At 71.8% G+C, this 19044-nt stretch carries 21 protein-coding genes; 9 read left to right on the forward strand and 12 right to left on the reverse strand.

Annotated features, from left to right (window positions below; translation table 11 throughout):
• Positions 1-4 precede the first annotated feature (4 nt).
• Positions 5-430 (reverse strand): VOC family protein, encoded by a 426-nt coding sequence (locus KBX46_RS08990; RefSeq protein WP_088946490.1) that lies wholly within the window; start codon positions 428-430, stop codon positions 5-7.
• 157 nt (positions 431-587) lie between these two features.
• Here KBX46_RS08990 and KBX46_RS08995 point away from each other — a divergent pair, with 157 nt between their 5' ends.
• Positions 588-2423 carry a glycoside hydrolase family 15 protein gene (locus KBX46_RS08995; protein WP_210792081.1) on the forward strand — a complete coding sequence of 612 codons (1836 nt, stop codon included), beginning with the start codon at positions 588-590 and terminating at the stop codon, positions 2421-2423.
• A gap of 9 nt (positions 2424-2432) precedes the next feature.
• Here the strand turns inward: KBX46_RS08995 and KBX46_RS09000 are convergent, their stop codons facing one another.
• The gene (locus tag KBX46_RS09000) at positions 2433-3248 is read right to left on the reverse strand and encodes a DUF72 domain-containing protein (protein WP_210792372.1); all 816 of its coding nucleotides are present in this window, start codon (positions 3246-3248) and stop codon (positions 2433-2435) included.
• A 117-nt stretch (positions 3249-3365) separates the two neighbouring features.
• On the opposite strand from KBX46_RS09000, the gene KBX46_RS09005 reads away from it, so the two are divergent.
• From KBX46_RS09005 to KBX46_RS09015, 3 genes are all read left to right on the forward strand, one after another.
• Positions 3366-4397 (forward strand): glycosyltransferase, encoded by a 1032-nt coding sequence (locus KBX46_RS09005; protein ID WP_210792082.1) that lies wholly within the window; start codon positions 3366-3368, stop codon positions 4395-4397.
• Positions 4398-4447: 50 nt separating this feature from the next.
• Positions 4448-5197, forward strand: coding sequence for a Clp protease N-terminal domain-containing protein (locus KBX46_RS09010; RefSeq protein ID WP_210792083.1), 750 nt, complete (start codon positions 4448-4450; stop codon positions 5195-5197).
• A gap of 401 nt (positions 5198-5598) precedes the next feature.
• Positions 5599-6060, forward strand: a complete 462-nt coding sequence (locus KBX46_RS09015) for a hypothetical protein (protein ID WP_210792084.1) — start codon at positions 5599-5601, stop codon at positions 6058-6060.
• A gap of 10 nt (positions 6061-6070) precedes the next feature.
• On the opposite strand, the gene KBX46_RS09020 is transcribed toward KBX46_RS09015, so the two are convergent.
• Positions 6071-6589, reverse strand: a complete 519-nt coding sequence (locus KBX46_RS09020; protein ID WP_088946497.1) for a hypothetical protein — start codon at positions 6587-6589, stop codon at positions 6071-6073.
• 133 nt (positions 6590-6722) lie between these two features.
• A complete protein-coding gene (locus KBX46_RS09025; RefSeq protein WP_210792085.1) occupies positions 6723-6917 on the reverse strand; it encodes a DNA repair protein in 195 nt (64 codons plus the stop codon).
• A gap of 171 nt (positions 6918-7088) precedes the next feature.
• Between KBX46_RS09025 and KBX46_RS09030 the strand changes: the two genes are divergently transcribed.
• Entirely contained in the window at positions 7089-7751 is a 663-nt protein-coding gene (locus KBX46_RS09030; protein ID WP_099857085.1) for a GNAT family N-acetyltransferase, read from the forward strand.
• A 220-nt stretch (positions 7752-7971) separates the two neighbouring features.
• Here the strand turns inward: KBX46_RS09030 and KBX46_RS09035 are convergent, their stop codons facing one another.
• The 4 genes from KBX46_RS09035 to KBX46_RS09050 form a co-directional block, all read right to left on the reverse strand.
• Positions 7972-8670 carry a TetR family transcriptional regulator gene (locus tag KBX46_RS09035; protein ID WP_210792086.1) on the reverse strand — a complete coding sequence of 233 codons (699 nt, stop codon included), beginning with the start codon at positions 8668-8670 and terminating at the stop codon, positions 7972-7974.
• Positions 8633-9127: a thiol-disulfide oxidoreductase DCC family protein gene (locus KBX46_RS09040; RefSeq protein WP_210792087.1), complete on the reverse strand. Its 495-nt coding sequence runs from the start codon at positions 9125-9127 to the stop codon at positions 8633-8635. Before KBX46_RS09040 ends, KBX46_RS09035 begins: the two co-directional genes overlap by 38 nt.
• Entirely contained in the window at positions 9124-9723 is a 600-nt protein-coding gene (locus KBX46_RS09045) for a hypothetical protein (RefSeq protein ID WP_247667227.1), read from the reverse strand. Before KBX46_RS09045 ends, KBX46_RS09040 begins: the two co-directional genes overlap by 4 nt.
• 134 nt (positions 9724-9857) lie before the next feature.
• Positions 9858-11312 (reverse strand): glycoside hydrolase family 3 N-terminal domain-containing protein, encoded by a 1455-nt coding sequence (locus tag KBX46_RS09050; protein WP_210792088.1) that lies wholly within the window; start codon positions 11310-11312, stop codon positions 9858-9860.
• A 168-nt stretch (positions 11313-11480) separates the two neighbouring features.
• On the opposite strand from KBX46_RS09050, the gene KBX46_RS09055 reads away from it, so the two are divergent.
• Positions 11481-12656 (forward strand): ROK family transcriptional regulator, encoded by a 1176-nt coding sequence (locus KBX46_RS09055; RefSeq protein ID WP_210792089.1) that lies wholly within the window; start codon positions 11481-11483, stop codon positions 12654-12656.
• A gap of 121 nt (positions 12657-12777) precedes the next feature.
• On the opposite strand, the gene KBX46_RS09060 is transcribed toward KBX46_RS09055, so the two are convergent.
• Positions 12778-13791 (reverse strand): ABC transporter permease subunit, encoded by a 1014-nt coding sequence (locus tag KBX46_RS09060; RefSeq protein ID WP_210792090.1) that lies wholly within the window; start codon positions 13789-13791, stop codon positions 12778-12780.
• Positions 13788-14789: an ABC transporter ATP-binding protein gene (locus tag KBX46_RS09065; protein WP_210792091.1), complete on the reverse strand. Its 1002-nt coding sequence runs from the start codon at positions 14787-14789 to the stop codon at positions 13788-13790. The genes KBX46_RS09060 and KBX46_RS09065 overlap by 4 nt, the downstream gene beginning before the upstream one ends.
• A gap of 119 nt (positions 14790-14908) precedes the next feature.
• On the opposite strand from KBX46_RS09065, the gene KBX46_RS09070 reads away from it, so the two are divergent.
• Both KBX46_RS09070 and KBX46_RS09075 read left to right on the forward strand, forming a co-directional pair.
• A complete protein-coding gene (locus tag KBX46_RS09070) occupies positions 14909-15760 on the forward strand; it encodes an ABC transporter ATP-binding protein (RefSeq protein ID WP_210792092.1) in 852 nt (283 codons plus the stop codon).
• 24 nt (positions 15761-15784) lie between these two features.
• A complete protein-coding gene (locus tag KBX46_RS09075) occupies positions 15785-16681 on the forward strand; it encodes a ribokinase (RefSeq protein WP_210792093.1) in 897 nt (298 codons plus the stop codon).
• Positions 16682-16691: 10 nt separating this feature from the next.
• Here KBX46_RS09075 and ftrA read toward each other — a convergent pair whose 3' ends face one another.
• The gene (gene ftrA / locus KBX46_RS09080) at positions 16692-17717 is read right to left on the reverse strand and encodes a transcriptional regulator FtrA (protein WP_088951503.1); all 1026 of its coding nucleotides are present in this window, start codon (positions 17715-17717) and stop codon (positions 16692-16694) included.
• A gap of 76 nt (positions 17718-17793) precedes the next feature.
• On the opposite strand from ftrA, the gene KBX46_RS09085 reads away from it, so the two are divergent.
• On the forward strand, positions 17794-18252 hold the full coding sequence (locus KBX46_RS09085) for a rhodanese-like domain-containing protein (protein ID WP_210792094.1): 459 nt from the start codon (positions 17794-17796) through the stop codon (positions 18250-18252).
• Positions 18253-18277: 25 nt separating this feature from the next.
• Here the strand turns inward: KBX46_RS09085 and KBX46_RS09090 are convergent, their stop codons facing one another.
• Positions 18278-19006 carry a hypothetical protein gene (locus KBX46_RS09090; RefSeq protein ID WP_210792095.1) on the reverse strand — a complete coding sequence of 243 codons (729 nt, stop codon included), beginning with the start codon at positions 19004-19006 and terminating at the stop codon, positions 18278-18280.
• Positions 19007-19044 lie beyond the last annotated feature (38 nt).

Below are 19044 nucleotides of genomic sequence, written 5' to 3' on the forward strand. Positions count from 1 at the left end.
CGCGTCAGGTCGCCTTCAGCGACGCGAGGACGTCGAGGTAGTGCGGGTTCCTCATGACGCCCAGCACGTTGCCGAACGGGTCGACCACCGCTGCCGTGACGAACCCCTCGTCGCCGTGCGGAGTGATCGGTTGGTACTCCGTGGCCCCCAGCGCCAGGAGTCGCTCGACGGTGGCGTCGAGGTCGTCGACGCACCAGTGCATGACCGCGCCGCCGGGCCCCGTCGCGGCCCCGGGCGGCGCGTACCTGCGGTCGATGATGCCCAACTCGGCCTGGTAGTCGCCGATGCGGAACTCGGTGTAGGCCGGGCGCCCGTCGGGCCCCGGGCGCATGAAGTACGCCTCGACCCCGAGGAAGTTCGCGTACCAGGCGGTGGCCGCCTCCACGTCGTCGGCCCAGATGTTGAGTGTGGCGAATCCTCGCAGGCTCATCAGGTGTCCCTTCGTCGATGTCGTCGATAGGGACGCTATCGGCGATTGCGGAAGGTTTGCTTCCGCAATGATCAGCGGGTTCGGAGGAGTTCGCGTGTAGCCGGCAACTTCCCCGGGTAGTCGCCGCCGTTGCCATCACGAGCGGCGGGGGACCAACGTGGAAGCGACGTATCCGGCGATCGAGGCGCACGGTCTGATCGGTGACCTGCAGACCGCCGCGCTGATCAGCGCGGACGGCGCGGTCGACTGGTTCTGTGCGCCCCGTTTCGACTCACCGAGCGTCTTCGCTGCGCTGCTCGACCATGACAAGGGCGGCCACTTCCGGCTCACGCCCGACGGCATCGACTACACGAGCAAGCAGCTGTACCTACCCGGTACGCCGATCCTGATCACCCGCTTCCACAGCGCCGACGGCGTGGGGGAGTTGTTGGACTTCATGCCCGTCACCGGCGAACGCGCCACCGACCAGCACCGGTTGATCCGGCTGGTGCGGATGGTCCGGGGGAGCATGCGGTTTCGCTTCGACTGCCGTCCACGGTTCAACTACGGCCGTGACCCGTACGAGCTTGAGGTGCACCCCGAGGGCGACGTTTTCCGGAGCCCGACTCTGACCCTCACCCTCGCCGCGTTCAAGGACTCGGAACGGACATTCGACGCGAGTGGGATCCGGCGGGACGCGGACGGCGTGTCCGCGTCGTTCACCCTGCACGCGGGTGACATCGGCGGGGTCGTCCTGGAGACGGCCTGCCCGCACGCGCCCCGCGCGATGAGCACCGAGGAGGCGTGCGACCTGCTCGCCGAGACCCGCGACTACTGGCGGCGGTGGGTGGGCGGCTCCCGCTACAAGGGCCGCTGGAGGGAGGTGGTCGAGCGGTCGGCGATGACGCTCAAACTGATGACGTACGCGCCGACCGGCGCCCTGGTCGCCGCACCGACCGCCGGGTTGCCGGAGCAGATCGGCGGGCAGCGGAACTGGGACTACCGCTACACCTGGGTCCGGGACGCGTCCTTCTCCGTGCACGCGCTGCTGCGGCTGGGCTTCACCGACGAGGCCCAGAAGTATCTGCTCTGGCTGAACGAGCGCATCCGCGAGGCCCGGGACGGCGGCCTGCCCCTTCAGGTGATGTACCGGATCGACGGCTCACCGGACCTCAACGAGGAGGTGTTGGGTCACCTGGAGGGATACCGGGGCTCTTCTCCGGTGCGGATCGGAAACGGCGCGGCCGGCCAACTGCAACTCGACATCTACGGCGAGGCGCTCCTCTCGTTGGAACTCGCGGACCGGAGCGGGCTGATCCCGCCGTACGAGGGGTGGCAGAAGACGGCGGCTCTGGTGGACTGGCTCTGCGAGCACTGGGACCAGCCCGAGGACGGCATCTGGGAGACCCGGTCCGGCCGGCAGGACTTCACCTACGGGCGGGTGCTGTCCTGGGTCGCACTCGACCGTGCGATCCGCATCGCGCACCGCCGAGGGCGCCCAGGCGACACCGCCCGGTGGGCAACCGAACGGGACGCCATCTACCAGCAGGTCATGACCCGCGGGTTCAACCAGGAGCGTCGCGCGTTCGTGCAGCACTACGGGTCCGACATCCTGGACGCCTCGCTCCTGGCGATGCCCGGGCTGAACATCATCTCGCCGACCGACCCGATGTGGGAGTCGACGCTGCGGGCGATGGACGCCGAACTGGCCTCCGACAGCCTGGTCTACCGCTACGACCCGAAGGCATCCCCGGACGGCCTCGCCGGCACCGAGGGCACCTTCAACATGTGCACCTTCTGGTACGTGCAGGCGCTCGCCCAGGCCGGTCGGCTCGACGACGCCCGGTTGACCTTCGAGAAGATGCTCACCTACGCCAGCCCGCTGGGTCTCTACTCCGAGGAGATCGCCCCGACCGGTGAGCAGATCGGCAACTTCCCGCAGGCGTTCAGCCATCTCTCGCTGATCAGCACCGCTGCCCACCTCGACGACCTGCTCGACAAGGAGCAGTGCTGACCCGCCCGGTCAGAACAGCGTCAGCGGCTCGACCGGGATCGGCTCGGGCAGCGCGTCCAGCTCGGGTACGCGTGCCCGTACCTCGTTGTGGAACCGGCGGGCGAGCACGGGCGCATCGGCGTTGTCCGGGGTGTGGACGAACATCGTCGGTGAGCGACCCTCCCGTAGCCAGGCCACTGCGACGTCGACCCAGTGTCGCCACCCCTCGACGGTGCGCGTGGAGTCGTCACGGCCGAGGTAGCGGACGACCGGCCGGTCCGTCAGCGCCAGCGACCGCAGCGGCACCCGGGGCTTCTTTGTCCAGGCGTCCCGCTCCGCGTCGCTGGTCGGTGGGCTCGCGAAGAAGGCGGTCGTGTCGAAGGGGATCCATTCGGCGGACGCGGCGGTGAGGGTCGCCTCCAGCAGCCGGGTCGCGCGGTCGTCGGTGAAGAACGCGGGATGGCGCACCTCCACCGCGTACCGGTGTGATCGGGGGAGTTGGGCCAGGAAGCGGGTCAGCGTCGCAACGTCGGCGGGACCGAACGAGCCGGGCAACTGGATCCAGAGAGCGTGAGCACGCGGGCCGAGCGGCTCGATCGCGTCCAGGAAGGCGCGCAACGGCTCGCCGACGTCGGTGAGCCGACGTTCGTGCGTGATGACCTTCGGAAGCTTGAGGACGAACCGGAATTCGGGTTCGGTCTGCGCGGCCCACGACTCCACGGTGTCCCGGGCCGGGGTCGCGTAGAACGTCGTGTTGCCCTCAACGGCGTCGCACCAGCTGCCGTAGTGCCGCAGGCGCTCCGCGGAGGGCAGCCGGTGACCCGGCCACGACCGGTGGCTCCACATCGCGCACCCCACGTGCAGACGCATGACTGCCCTTTCCGCCAGTGAACCGCGCCCTGACCGCAGCCACCGTATACGCGCCACCGTGCGCGTCCCGAGCGACGGGTAGCGTCCGGCGCCATGCGTGTGCTGTTCGCCAGTCTTGCGTCCGTCGGTCACACCTATCCGCTGATCCCGCTGGCGATCGCCGCCCGGGACGCCGGTCACGAGGTGCACTTCGCCGCCGGCCCGGCGGTGCACGCGCCGCTGGCCGCGAACGGCCTGCGGCCGTTCCGCCCGGGCGACGCCTTCTACGAGTTGTACGCCGAGGATCTCGAACCGGAGCTGGCGCGGCTGAGGCCCGACCTGGTGGTGCACGAGTGGGGGCTGCCGGGGGCGGCCGTCGCCGCTCATCGGGCCGGCATCCCGGGCCTCTGGCACGGCTTCGGTCGGATGTTCCCCGACGGCATCGGCCTCGACCTTCCCACCCGCAACACCGAGGTCGTCGGCCGACCGCACCTCGACATCTGCCCGCCTTCGCTCCAGGACGCGAACTTCCTCGCCACCGAACGTCGGATCGAGCTGCGACCGGTCCCGTTCTCGACACCGACCCCGCTACCGGCGTGGGTGAGCCGTCGGACGTCCCGGCCGCTGATCTACCTGACCCTCGGTACGGCGTTCGGCACACCGGAGCTGCTCCGCACCGTCATCGCCGGCCTGGCGACGCTGGACGTGCAGGTGGTCGTCGCGGCGGGCCGGGTGCCTCCGGAGCAGCTTGGCGACCTGCCCGACCACGTCACCGTGCACCCCTGGGTGTCGCAGGCGGAGTTGCTGCCGCTCGTCGACGTGGTGGTGCACCACGGGGGCAGCGGCACCACCCTCGGTGCGCTCGCGGCTGGCGTACCGCAGGTGCTGTTGCCGCAGGGTGCCGACCAGTTCGCCAACGCCGACGCGCTCGACGCCGCCGGTGTCGCCGTGCGGCTGCTTCCTGAGGAGGTGAACGCGGACGCCGTCGCCGAGCGGACGCACCGTCTGCTGCCGCAGCACGGCAACGCCGAGCACCGCGACGCGGCCCGGGTGGTCGCCGAGGAGATCGCCCGCATGCCGTCGCCGGCGACGGTGGCCGAGCGACTACCGGAGTACGCCGGCTGGGAGCGTGAGCGCAGGAACTAGATCGTCAACTCAGGGTTGACGATGAGGCTTCGTCAACCTATGGTTGACGCATGACGGAACCTACCCAGATGAGCAGTCGGGTCAAGCTCGACGACCTGATCCAGGCGATCAAGACGGCACACACCGACGCGCTCGACCAGCTCACCGACGCGGTCATCGCCGCCGACCACCTCGGCGAGATCGCCGACCACCTGATCGGTCACTTCGTCGACCAGGCTCGGCGCTCGGGCGCCTCCTGGACCGACATCGGCCGCAGCATGGGAGTCAGCAAGCAGGCGGCCCAGAAGCGCTTCGTGTCGAAGGCGACCGACGGGTCGCCGCTCGACCCGAACGACGGCTTCGGCCGGTTCACCCCCCGGGCCCGCAACGTGGTGATCGCCTCGCAGGAGGAGGCCCGGGCCAGCGGAAACGCCGAGATCGGGCCCGAGCACCTGGTGCTGGGTCTGCTGGCGGAGCCGGATGGGCTGGCCGCCAGGGTGATGGCCGGTCGGGGCGCGACCCCCGAGGCGGTGCGGGAAACCGTCGGCGCGGCCCTGCCGCCGCGGGTCGACCAGGTCCCGGACCTCATCCCGTACGACGCGCGCGGCAAGAAGGCGTTGGAGCTGACCTTCCGGGAGGCGCTGCGCCTCGGGCACAACTACATCGGCACCGAGCACATCCTGCTCGCCCTGCTGGAGCAGGAGGACGGCACCGGTGTGCTCACCAACCTCGGCCTGACGAAGCCGTCGGTCGAGGCCGACCTCGCGACCGCCCTCGCCGTGGCGGTCAAGGCCGCCTCCACGGGTGGCGACGCACAGTAACGGCACCAGGACCACCGTTCCGCGCCGTCCCGCGAGCGTGAATGTCCTCGCTGGGGCGGCGCGGCGTTTCCCTTGCCTCAGGCGGCGTACGACGTAGTGCCGGCGTGGGATCGCTTGCCGACGGCGGGATCCGGGTTGTAAGTCCGGAAGGTTGTATATGCCGTCACGGGTCCGCGCATCGAGCGGCCCTCACCTAGCCTCGGGTGGCCATGCGCACATCAACGTATGGGCATTCGTGAACGGGGGACCGAATTGAGAAATTCCTCAGTCAGTTTGTGCGGCGTGCTGCGGCGGCTGCCGTCGTGCTGACCGTGGCGGGCCGAATGTTCGCCGCGCCAGCGCATGCCGACCCACCGACTCCGGCTGGGCGAGAACTGCTGACCAGAGCAAGGGTCCGGGCGGTGGGCGTCCTGATGACGCTCGCCGCCTTGGCGGGGCTGACCGCCTGCTCCCCAGCGGACAAGCCGGTGATTGCACTACGTGTGGTTGACGGGCAACCGGCTCTGGTCCTGGCGGAGTGTGCCGATTTCACTGCGGACCGGATAAGCGTCTTTACCATTGGCGTCACGCCAGCCGCGAGTTGGACCATCGACCGTGACAGCGGCAGCGAGGTGACGAGTTTGACCCTTCTCGAGACTCCGCCGGATTGGCACCCGGCTGAGCAGACGCTCGTAGCCTTCGATCCGAACATCGAATACTCGGTTGCCGCCTACGGGGATCCGCGCAACGCCGTTCCCGTCCGGTTCACGTTGGCCGAGGTGACCGGGCTCGGGCCGGAGAAGGTTCTGGTTGGTGGGTCGGCCGGCAAACGGAAGGCGGTCACCGAGACCGCCTTCCGTGATCGGGCGAAGAAGGCCTGCTGACGCCGTTGGGTCAGGAGACGTCGGGGAAGCCGTAGCGCAGGGCGTGCTCCGGGTCGGCAGGGTCGATCTGGCGCACGCCCGCGTCCGCGAGGCGCTTGTTGACCTCGTCGAGCTGCTCGCGAACCAGTCGAGCCTCATCCTCGGTGACCCGTCCCCGGTGCGGCTTGCCGGCGTGCTCCAGCGTGCCGTAGTCGATCTTCTCGGTGCTCTTGCGGGCCTTGGGCGGGCGGACCCGCTCAGCGGTCTTCAACAACTGCGCCATCGGCACGTCGGTGGCCATCGCGTCGAACTCACTGGCGGTCAACACCACCCGGCGGGGCTCGCCGCCGCCGTGCCGGTCGTGGATCTCCACCACCGCCACGTCCAGGGCGGCGTCGTCGAGGTTCTCCACCTCGGTCGGGGTGGCGTCCAACTGCACGGGCCCGGCGACCAGGTCCGGGTGCTCCAGCACGACGACGCGGACCACCTCGTCGTCCTGCTGTAGAACCGTGCCGCTGAAGTCGGAGACGTGGATCGTCTTCTTGCCCATGCGCGGAGCTTCTCCTGTCGTTGGCCGGATGGCGGACCACAAGAAATTACCCGACAGGTGTGCGAAAGCCCTCGCTGGACCTCCCCGGTGTGTCGCCGTCCGGTTGAACTCGTCAGCTGCCCTTCGACCGGTGTCAGTGGGTGTTCAGGCGGTGCCTGCCGGAGCTGCCGACGGACAGCTTGTTCAGCCTGGACCAGGAGAGGGTGCCGCGGCCGACCGCCCGGGGGTTCCGGTAGCGCGGCTGGGGCGGGACGCCGCCGACGCTCTCCGCTGCCTGCCAGAGTCGCTCGGGGTCCTGCTGGTACTGGTCGTTCGGCTGAATCGGCATGCGCCTACCGTCCCAAATAAAGGTGTCCAGGTATGGAAATACATATGACGGTCGATAGGTGAGGTTGGTTCCCCGGCACTCGGCCGGCTCCGGCCCTGACGGTTCGTCCGCCCGGCCCGGCCGCCCGGCGTACGGTGATCCACGACGGCCGGGGTGACGGGGGAGGTCTGCATGCTCGACCGGCGGCTCCAGCTGCACCTGGCCACCTGGCTCGGCCAGTGGCCGGCCGGGCCGGGGCTGCACGTGGTCGCCTCGCATCGGCGGGCCAGGCCGGCCTGGGACGGCCGACTGCGCCCCGCGCTCGCCGTGGACACCGGGCGGAGCGCAGTGCTCTCCGTGGCACCGGATCGGGTGGCGGCGATCCGCTCGCTGGTCCGGCGTACACCGGATCGGCTGCTCGCCGCGCTGCCGGAGGCCGTCGGGCTGCCCGACTGGTGCGTGCACGACGGCCCCTTCCGGTGGAGCGTGGCCCCCGCGCCGCTTCCCGACGTGGGGGAGTGGACCGAGCCGACGGCTCCCGGATTGCCGCCCTGGCTGCGGCTCTTCGACCGGCAGGTGCTGGTGGTCCGTGACCCGGACGGCAGCTACCTGGCCGGTGCCGGGATCAAACGGCATGACGCGTACGGGCACGAGTTGGCCATCGGCACCGCGCCTGCCGCCCGGGGTCGCGGCCTCGCCCGCCGGCTCGTGGCGCAGGCGGCGCGGCGGGTCCTCGACGAGGGGGCGGTGCCGACGTACCTGCACGAGCGGGACAATCAGGCCTCCGCCCGGGTCGCTGACGCGGCCGGTTTCCCGGACCGGGGCTGGCGCGCCTACGGGGTCTATCCGCGCTGAGCTCACAACGGGCGCGGACCGTGGACCCCGGGCCGGATCCACGGTCCGCAACCTCCCCCCAGGCCCCGGTTCCGGGTGTGCCGGTCGTGCTCTGCACGGGCCGGGACATGTCGATCACGCTACGTATCGATCAGGCGCTCGGCAAGGGGCGAGCTGTCGGTTCGGAGTGTCGAAAAGCAGACTTGACCTGCTTCTTCGCGGTCGAGCGGTGCCAGCCGGCTCAGTGACGGAGCGTGCGAATCAGCTCGATCACCTGTCGGGTCACCGGCCGCAGGACCCGGAGCCGGGACAGCGCCACGAGCCGGTCGACCAGTGGTACGGCTCCGTCGATCAGCTGGCGGGTCTTGGTCTGGCCCGGCGATCGGTCGTGCACCCAGTAGAGGATCACGCCCATGTACGCGAGCCAGAGCAGCTCGGGCAGCTGTGGGCGCAGCTCGGCGTCGACCTTGGCCGTCGAGCCCGTCAACACCTCGCCGAAGAGGTCGATGGCCGCCTCTCGGTGGCCGGAGGACTCCGCCGAGAAGGGGCTCAACGGGGAGGTGGGTTCCGCCGCCGTCTTGAAGAAGGTCGCCGCGAATTCGTGGGAGGGCGTCAACACGTCGATCCCCGCGTGCAGCACTCCGGCGAGCCGCGGACCGAACGCCTCCTCCCGGTCGAGCACGGGCTGCGCGGCGGCCCGGTGCTCGACCTGGGACTGGGCGTAGAACTCCTGGATCAGGTGGTCCTTGGAACCGAAGTAGTAGTAGGCGTTGCCGACCGCCACGCCGGCCTCCTGCGCGATCGCCCGCATGGTGGTCTGGGCGTAGCCGCGTTCGCGGAACAGCCGCATCGCGGTGTCCCGGATCAGCTGCCGGGTCTGCTCGCCTCGGGCGGTGGCAGGGTCACCCGCAGTGGTCGTCTGCGCAGGTTGCTCGGTCATCGGGGCCACCGTATCCCGCCGTTTCGTCGGTCGGCTCGGCCGACGGGTCGCGGATCCGTTCCCGGATCGCCGAGGCGGCGGCCACCGTCTGCCGGGCGAGGGGCAGCAGGGCCGGCCGGGCCAGCCGCTCGGCCATGGGCCGATGGTCGGCCAGTGCCCAGAGGCAGGCGAACCAGGCGCCGTCGCCCGCGTACACCTCGCCGGTGTCGGCGATCACGGTGAGGTCGCGCAGCGTCGCGTCGTGGTCCAGGCCGGGGAAGCGCCGCCGGGCCTCGGCGGACCCGGCCGGCACGAACTCCAGGGGTACGAGTTGGGCACGGGACGACAACCAGCGGCGGGCGGCCCGGCAGAGCGGGCAGGCCGCATCGAACAGGACGGTGAACCCCCGCACCCCACCGCCGACGTGAGCGGTGGGGTGCGGGAGCCGGCCGACGCCATCGGTCGGGGGCATGGTCATCGGGTCGGCGGGTTGCTCGTCGGTCCGGTGCCCGGCTGCGGTCCGGCCGGCCGCGGACCGGTTTGCTGGGGTCCTGCCGGGTACGCGCCGGTCGGGTGGGGTCCTGCCGGGTACGCGCCGGTCGGGTGGGGTCCTGCCGGATACGCGCCGACCAGCTGCGCCCCGGGTGGGATGGGCGGCATGGGGAGTCGACCGATCGGGGCCAGCGGGGGGTGGGTGGCGAGCTGGCGGAGTCGGTTCCGGCGGTAGCGGCCGAGTGCGAAGACGTTGAAGAAGTGCAGCGCGCCGAGCACCAGCAGCACCAAGCCGATCTTGAGAGACAACTCCTCCATGGCCTGGCTGGTCGATTCCACCGGGTCGGGGTGCTTCATCGCCACCGTGACGTAGCCGAGGTTGAGCAGATAGAAGCCGACCACCAGGAGACTGTTGACCGCTCGGGCGAGCCGTTCCTCGGCGAACACCTCCTCCAGGAAGACCTGCCCGTTGCGGGACAGTGCTCGAGCCACCCAGATGGTCAGGCCGACGCTGACCGCGAGGTAGATCACGTACATCCAGACCTTGATGTCCATGTGGACGCCCTTCTTGAACGTGTTCAACTACCAACGTCGTCAGCCTAGGGCAGATATTGAACATGTTCAAGAAGAGGCGACCAGTGACTGTGGACACTGAGGCGGACGCTGCGGCGCGCCGACCCGGCCGGGCCTGGAGCCCGGCCGGAAGACGCCATGGCCTAGCCGGTCAGACCGAGCGCCTCGGCCGCCGCCCGACCGTTGGCGTGGCTCGCGCCGTACGTGGTGACGAAGGCGCGTACGCCCTGCGGGCGCCACTGTGCCGGCCACCCCATCTCCACCACGGTCACCGGATGCTGGGCGGCCAGGCCGGCGATCAGCTCGGGACCGCCGGGCAGCCGGTGCAGGTGCCGCCCGACCAGCACGATGGGCCGGTCCCCGGCAAGCTCGCCCAGTCTCGACGGGTCGGTCTCGGTGGCGATCACCCGCAGCTCCTGCACCCCGCTCAGGTGTGGACCGAGACCCCACGGCACCCGACCCTCGGCGATCGTCGACTCGGTGTGCAGTTGCACCACCAGTGCTCGGTCCAGGCCGTTGAGCACGCCGTCCACCCGGACCGCGCGGCGCGCTGCCGCGTACCCCAGCTCGGTGTCGCTGGCGGCCGTCGACCCGACGGCGGCCCGGGTCCAGGCGGCGAGGTCGGCGGCCCGGCCGGCTGCCTCCTCGACCCGTGCGGTCGCCAACCGGCCGTCGGTGAGGGCGTCGACGATCTCGGCGGCGACCCGCTCGACGAGCTGGGCGTCGACCTTCGCGCCGATGCAGAGCAGGTCGGCGCCGGCGGCCAGGGCCCGGACCGCGGCCGGCCCGACGCCGCCGGCAGCCACCGCGGCGCCCTTCATCTCCAGGGCGTCGGTGATGACGGTGCCGGTGAAGCCGTACTCGGCGCGGAGCAGGTCGACCAGGACGGCCCGGCTGAAGGTGGCCGGGTCGGTGCCGGTCAGTGCGGGCACCCGGATGTGCGCGGTCATCACGGCGCGGGCCCCGGCGGCGACGACCGCCGCGAACGGCGGCAGGTCCCGCTGCCGCAGCAGGGCCAGCGGGGCGTCCACGGTGGGCAGCTCGTGGTGGGAGTCGGTGACGGTGGCGCCGTGCCCGGGGAAGTGCTTTGCGCAGGCGGCGACGCCGGCGGCCTGCAACCCGGTCACGGCGGCGGCCGAGTGGGCGGCTACCCGCACCGGGTCCGCCCCGAAGGACCGGGTGCCGATCACCGGGTTGTCGTCGGCGGTGTTGACGTCCACCGTCGGGGCGAGGTTGACGGTGATGCCGAGCGCGGCCAGCTCGGCGCCGATCGACTGGTAGACCCGTCGGGTGAGCGCCACGTCGCCGATCGCGCCGAGGGCGGCATTGCCTGGGTACGGGCTGCCGGTGGCGTGTGCCAGCCGGGTCACGTCGCCACCCTCCTCGTCGATGGCGATCAGCGCGTCCGGCCGGCCGGCCCGCAGCGCGGCGGTGCTCGCCGCCACCTGCGCGGGGTCGTGCACGTTGGTGCCGAACAGGGTGTGCCCGGCCAGCCCGTCGGCCAGCAGGTCGACCGCCCAGTCCGGCGGGACGGGCCCCGGATACGCGGCCAGCAGCGTGCCGAGCGCCAGCCGGCGCAGTCCTGGATCCAGCCCCACGTGATCTCCCCCTTCGGTGCCCGGCGGGTACGGAACGTCGTACCGGTGGGGGTGTTCGCCCTGCCGAGTCGGCCGAGCGCCCCACCTTCGGGTGGCCGTTACGCTACGGCTACCCGTTCGCAGGTCGGTTTACAGTTAGCAAAGTTTACTAAAACTAGAGGACGTGTCATGAGTGCGACCCGGCTACCCGGCACCCCCCGCCTGTTGCGGGCGCTCAACGACCGTGCCGCGCTGGAACTGCTCCTCGAACGCGGTCCGCTGACCCGGGCCCGGCTCGGCGAGCTGACCGGGCTGTCGAAGGTCACCGCCTCCCAGCTGGTCGAGCGGCTGGAGGAACGCGGCCTCGTCGCCCGGGTCGGCGAGCAGGCCGGCGGGCGGGGGCCGAACGCCCAGCTCTACGCCGTCCGTCCGAGCAGCGCGCACGTGGTCGGCGTCGACGTCGGACCGGATCGGGTGGTTGCCGCCTGCGCCGACATCACCGGCGCGGTCATCGGGCGGGTGGAGCAGTCGACCAGGGACACCGACGACCCGGTGGGCGTCGTGCACAACGCCGTGGTGCAGGCCGCCAGCAGCGCCCAGGCGCAGCTGAGCAGCGTACGGCGGATCGTGCTCGGCACGCCGGGCCTGGTCGATCCCGGCACCGGCGACATCACCTTCGCCTTCAACCTGCCGCGCTGGCACAGCGGCCTGCTCGCCGCGCTGCGCGACGACCTGGACACCCCGGTGGTCTTCGAGAACGACGTCAACCTGGCCGCGGTGGCCGAGGCGCAGTCCGGCGCCGCTCAGGGCCTGGCGGATTTCGTGCTGGTCTGGGTGGGAGCCGGTGTCGGCCTGGCGATCATGCTGGGCGGTCGGCTGCACCACGGCAGCAGCGGCGCGGCCGGTGAGATCGGCTACCTGCCGGTGCCCGGCGCGCCCATTCCGCGCGACGTCTCCCGTCGGGCCAAGCCGGCCTTCCAGCAGTTGGTCGGCGCGGACTCGGTGCGCGCTTTGGCCCGTGAGCACGGGTACCCGGACGCCGACGCCGCCGAGGCGGTCCGCGCGGCCGTCGCGGCCGGCGCCGACGGCGGCCCGATGCTCGACGAGTTGGCCCGCCGGCTCGCGCTCGGTGTGGCCAGCACCTGCGTGGTGCTCGACCCGCCGCTGGTCGTGCTTGCCGGCGAGGTGGGTCAGGCCGGCGGCGCCGCGCTCGCCGACCGGGTGCAGCACGAGGTCGCGGCGATCACCCTGGTGCAACCTCGGGTGGTGCCGACCGGGCTGACCGAGGAGCCGATCCTGCGCGGCGCGCTGCGCACCGCGCTGGACGCCGTGCGCGACGAGGTGTTCGGCTCCACCGTCGGCTGAGCCCGCTGCGGCGGTCACGTGAAGAAATATTTCACCGCCGGTCGGCCTGCTGCAAGCCCTTGCCGTCGACGCCCTGGTTTCACCGGGCCGCCCGTGCGTGGACGGACGGCCCGCTGCAAACTCAGATCAGGTCGCGTCGGCGGAACACGGCGAACGCCGCCGCGGTCACTCCGCCGGTGATGGCGAGCAGCACCAACAGCGACGGCAACCAGGTCAGCGTGTAGAACCCCTCGCAGGTGCCAACGCTGTTGCCCGTGCAGATCCGTGGGTCGTAGAAACGCGCCTCGCCGTTCAGCCACGCGCCGATGTAGCTGGAGAGCATGAACAGGTCCGACTGCGGGGCATCGATGATCTCCAGGACTAGCCGGGCGCCCAGCTCCCAGACCACCACGTACGCGGCGAGCGCGCCGAGAGCCGCCGAGGTGTGCCGACCCAGCGTGGCGATCGCGAAGCCCGCCGCGGTGGTCAGCAGCACCAGCACCAGACCACGCCCGTGCAGCGCACCGAGCTCGCGCCAGAACTCACCGCTCAACTGGCTGGGCAGCCCGGCGGTCTGCCCGATCACCCAGAACGTCGCGAGGTAGGCCACCGACGCCAACAGGGCCAGGACCAGCACCGTGCCGAGCAGGGTGCCCAACTTGGCCCCGAGCACCGTCAACCGGCGTGGCCGCCAGAGCAGCAGGTTCACCACACCGCCGGAGGTCAGGTCAGCACCGATGTAGGAGGCACCGACCAGGAACCCGAACAGCACCAGGAACGCGATGAGGAAGAAGACCAGCGGCCGCGCCTGCTGGGCGAAGCTGAACACCCCCGGCAGGAAGTCGGCGGCGATCGGCAGCCGGGACTGCCGGATCGGGTCGATCTCCGAGCAGTCGGCGGGGAGGTACAACCCGCTGTCCTCCGTCGGCAGCGAGCCGCCCTGGCGGGCCAGGCACTCCTGGTACGCGGTCTCCATGCTCTGCCGAGCCTCGGTGGCCTGCGCGCGCGCCGAGTTCAGCTCACTCGCACTCGGCTTGTGGGAACCCGCGAGGGTGGTCGCCGCCGTCACCGCGAACGCAAACGCCAGCAGGACGACCATGAGTTGCACGAAGCGACGGGCGGTCAGTCGCTCCAATTCGGCACGAACCAGGTTCACGCGTCCACTCCCCGATCGAGATCGATCACCGCATCGCCCTGACCGGCGTACGGCAGCGCCGAGTCGTCGACCTGGCGGGGCACCGACGGGTGCGCACCCGTCAGCTCAAGGAAGACGCTCTCCAGATCCGGCCGCAGCGGCGTCAGCTCGCCGACCCACAGCCCCTGCTCGCCGAGCACCCGGCTGATCACCGTCGGGTCGCTCGTTCCACTCACCACCAGTGCCTCACCGTCGACGACCGCCGCCAGCTGGGCCGCGTGCAGCAGCTCAGCCGCGCGCTCCGGGTCGGCCACCCGCACCAGGAACTCGTGCCGGTCGTAGCCCGCCAGCACCTCGTCCACCCGGCCGGTCGCCACCCGACGTCCCTGCGAAATGATCGTGACGTGGTCACAGATCAGCTGGATCTCACCCAGGATGTGGCTGGACACCAGCACTGTCACCCCGCTCGCCGCCAGTGACCGCATCAGGTCCCGCATCTCCCGGATGCCCGCCGGGTCCAACCCGTTCGCCGGCTCGTCCAGGATGAGCAACCGCGGGTCCTTCAGCAGCGCGGACGCCACCGCGAGACGCTGCTTCATGCCCAGCGAGTAGCCCTTCACCCGCTCGTCGCCCCGATCGCGCAGGCCCACCAGCTCCAGCGCCTCGTCCACCCGCGAGACCGGTACGCCGCCGGCGCGGGCCAACAACCGCAGGGTGCGGTACCCGGTGAAGTTGCCGAAGAACTGCGGGCTCTCCACGATGGCACCCACCTGGCCCGCCACCCGGGGCAGCAGCTCCGGCGACGGCTCGCCCAGCACGCTCATCCGGCCGCTGTCGGCGCGTACCAGCCCGAGCAGGGCACGCAGGGTGGTGGTCTTGCCGGAGCCGTTGGGGCCGAGGAAGCCGTGAACCTGGCCCGCCTCCACCAGCAGGTCGAACCCGTCCACCGCCACCCGCCGGCCGTTGCGCATGCTGTGGAAGGTCTTGCGCAGACCCTCGATCTCGATGACCGCGCTCATCCGCGCGGCTCCGTACCTCGACGGGGCATGGACCGTCCTCCGGACTTGGTGATCAACGACACGGCGCTTCACCCTATTGCCGAGGCGCCGCCCATGGGGGGCGCCCCGACGCTGCGTGGTTGGATGGAGCGGTGACTGACCTGATCCCCGGCGCTGCCGGCGCCGCGCCTGCCGCCGCTCCTGTGGACCCGGATCTGGTGGTCAGCCTCGACGGCGTCGGTGTACGCCGCTCTGGCACCGCCCTCCTCCAGGACCTGACCTGGCGGGTCGAGCTGGACGAGCGTTGGGTCGTGCTCGGCTCCAACGGCGCCGGCAAGACCACACTGCTCAACCTCGCCGCCGGCCGGCTGCACCCCACCACCGGTGTGGCGCACGTGCTCGGCGAGCGGATCGGCCGCACCGACGTCAACGAGCTGCGCACCCGCATCGGCCTGACCACCGCCGCGCTGGCCGAGCGACTGCCCGCCGACGAGCAGGTCAGCGACGTGGTGGTGACCGCCGCCTGGTCGGTGGTCGGCCGCTGGCGCGAAAGCTACGAGCGCGGCGACGTGGCGCGGGCGATGGCCCTGCTCAGCCAACTCGGCGTCGGTGGCCTCGCCGAACGCCGTTACGGCACCCTCTCCGAGGGTGAACGCAAGCGGGTGCAGATCGCCCGTGCCCTGATGCCCGACCCGGAGCTGCTGCTGCTCGACGAGCCGGCCGCCGGCCTCGACCTGGGCGGTCGGGAGGACCTGGTCGCCCGACTGGCCGAGCTGGCGTACGACCCGGACGCCCCGGCGATGGTGCTGGTCACCCACCACGTCGAGGAGATCCCGCCGGGGTTCACCCACGCGCTGCTGCTGCGCGAGGGTGGCGTGGTCGCCCAGGGCCTGCTCGCCGAGACGCTGACCGGCGACAACCTCTCCAAGACCTTCGGCCTGCCGCTGGTGGTCGAACGCCGGGGCGACCGCTACACCGCCCGGGCCGCCTGAGCGTCGGCCAGGGCGGAGACGACAGTGCCGCAGACCCGGGTTGCCGTGGTGGGCAGCGCCAACATGGACCTGGTCGCGATGGCACCCGCGCTGCCGCGACCGGGCGAGACCATGCTCGGCACCGACTTCGTGATGGTGCCCGGCGGTAAGGGCGCCAACCAGGCCGTCGCCGCGGTCAGGGCCGGAGCGTCCTGCGCCTTCCTCGGCGCGATCGGCTCGGACGCCTTCGGTGTCACCCTCCGGGCCCGCATCACCGCCGCCGGGGTGGACACCAGCCAGCTGCGCGTGGTCTACGGCACCTCCGGGGTTGCGCTGGTCATGGTCAACGCGCAGGGGGAGAACGCCATCATGGTGACCCCCGGCGCCAACGACGCGCTGGTCGGCCTCACCGAGGAGGAGCTGACCACGGTGAGCGCCGCAGACGTCCTGGTCGCCCAACTGGAGATCCCGGTGCAGACCGTGACGGCCGCGGCGGTGGCCGCCCGCGCCGCCGGCACCCGGGTCATCCTCAACGCCGCCCCGGCGCGGGACCTCCCACCCGAACTGCTCGCATCGGTGGACCTGCTGGTCGTCAACGAGGGCGAGGCGCAGGCACTTGCCGGCCGAGGTCGGGAGGAGCCCCGGGCGCTGCTCGACCTGGCCCCCCGGGCCGTGCTCACTCTCGGCGGCGAGGGCGCCTGGTACGTCGACCGCGACGGCGCCGAGGTGCACGTGCCGGCGGTACGCGTCGACGTGGTCGACTCCACCGCCGCCGGTGACGCGTTCACCGCCGCGCTGGCCGTCGGCTGGGGCGAGGGACGTGACCTCATCGACGCGGTGCGCTGGGCGTCGGCGGCCGGCGCTGCCTGCGTACGCAAGCTCGGTGCGTCGGTGGCGCTCCCGCAACGCGCCGAGATCGACGAGCTGTACGCGCCGGTCTGATCCACCCGCGTCACGCCGGCCGGCCCGCGCCGGTCCGGAAGGCCCTGCGGTACGCCGACGGTGAGGTCAGCATGAGCCGACCGAAGTGGTGTCGGTAGGTGACCGGAGTGTCGAAACCCACCGAGCGGGAGACCTGCTCGACCGGGGCGTCCGTCTCCTCCAGCAGGGTGAGGCTGGCGCGGACCCGCTGGTCGATCAGCCAGCGGATCGGGCTGGTCCCGGTGGCCCGGGCGAAGTGCCGCAGGTAGGTGCGGGGCGACATGTGCGCCTGCCCGGCGAGCTGCGCCACGCTCAGCGGCTCGGCGAGATGGGCGAGCGCCCAGTCGATGCTGCCGGCGATCCGGTCGTCGTCCGGGTCGGTGGGCACCGGCGCCTCGACGAACTGGGCCTGCCCGCCGTCGCGGTGCGGCGGGATCACCAGCCGCCGGGCGACCGCGTTGGCGATCGCCGCGCCGTGGTCGCGCCGGACCACGTGGACGCAGAGGTCCAGCCCGGCGGCGCTGCCGGCGCTGGTGAGCAGGTCGCCGTCGTCGAGGTAGAGCACGTCCGGGTCCACCTCGATGAGTGGGTAGCGCCGCGCCAGCAGCTCGGCGTACTGCCAGTGGGTGGTGGCCCGCCGGCCGTCGAGCAGCCCGGCGCCGGCCAGCGCGAACGCGCCCGAGCAGATCGACATGATGCGGGCCCCGCGTCGGTGCGCCCGGCGCAGCGCGGTCACCAGCTCGGGTGACGGGTCACCGGTCACGTCCGGCACGCCGGGCACGATCACCGTCCGCGCCTCCGCCAGCTCGGCCAGGCCGTACGGGGTGTGCAGGCTCGCCCCGCCGACCACCGGCACCGGCCCCGGCCGCTCGGCGCAGACCACCAGGTCGTACCAGTCGACGTCGAACTCGGGTCGGGGCAGCCCGAACACCTCGGTGACGATGCCGGTCTCGAACACCGACATTCCCGGGTACGCGAGCACTGCCACGCGGTGCGCGGCTGCCGGCCGTCGGGGCGTCGGCAGCAGGCGCGGGCCGGTGGTCGTGGTGGGCCGCATCGGCATGGCGGGATGTTAGCGCAGGACGTCGTCTCCGCCACTCGTTGCGGCCACGCGGACTGGCGAGGATCAGTGCATGACCTTCACCTTCGCCATTCCGCCGGCCGATCCGGCCACCGCCGTCGCCCACTTCCGCGCCCGCCTCAGCGTCGAGACCGACGTCAGCGACGTGCACGCCGACCTGTCTGCGCGTACGACAGCTCTGGTGGTCGTCGACTCCCGGGGCGTGGCCGCCTGGACACAGGGGCACCTGCCGGGCGCGGTGCACCTGCCCACCGCCGAGATCGCGACCCGCGCGGCGGAGCTGATCCCGTCCGGCTCGGCGGTGGTCACCTACTGCTGGGGGCCGGGCTGCAATGGCGCGACCCGCGCGGCGCTGGAGTTCGCCCTGCTCGGCTACCCGGTCAAGGAGATGCTCGGCGGGTTCGAGTACTGGGTACGCGAGGGGCTGCCGGTGGTGACGGAGACCGGGTTGACCCGGCGCCCGGTCGACGACCTGACCGCGCCGACCGCGACGATCACCTGCGACTGCTGATCCCCGCACGCACGCGGGGGAGGGCTCAGCCGACGGGCTCGTCGGCGAGCTTCTCGCCGCGTCGGCGCAGCATGCCCAGCCCGGGGATGCCGGCCACGGCGAGCTTGAGGTCGCGGGTCACGTCGAGCAGGTCGTGCAGGTCGGGCCCGACCCGGTCCAGGGTGGCCAGGATCGGCAGGATGTCGGCCGTCAGGTGTTGCTTGAGTTTGGGCAGCTCGTCGATCAGGTGGATCGCCGCGCTGATCTCCTCGTGGCTCAGCTCCTCGACGAACCTCGCCGCCATCGGCGCGGCCCGGCGCAGCGCCGGCTCGTACGCCGCCAGCAGCTCAGCCGCCGTGGCGGCGGCCTCCGTCGCGGTGCCCACGGTGACGGCGGCCCGGCCGGCCACGCCCTCGGCCTTTGCGACCACCGTGGCGGCGGTTCGGGCGACGCGGTCGGCGTCGGCGACCACCACGGCGGCGGCAGTGGCCACCTCGGTGGCGGTGTCGATGGCGGTGGTCGCGGCGGCGCTGATGACGGCCACCTCACGGACCGCCCCCTCGGCGTCGGTGAGCACCTGATCGGTCCGGTCCAGGGTCGTCTCGATGCGGTCGACCACGCCGTTGATCCGGGCCAGCAGCGCCTCCACCCCGTCCAGCACCGCGAACGCGCGGGCGGGCACGGCGGCGAACGAGGCGGCCGAGCCGAGTGCCTGGTCGAGAGCGGATCGGGTCAGGCCGACCACGGCGGTCGGGGTGGGGAGGGGAATCGCCATGGGATCAAGTGTGCGTCGGCCGCACCACAACCGCCCGA

This window comes from Micromonospora sp. C81, from assembly GCF_018070425.1.
In the GTDB taxonomy this organism is placed as follows: Bacteria; Actinomycetota; Actinomycetes; order Mycobacteriales; family Micromonosporaceae; genus Micromonospora; species Micromonospora zamorensis.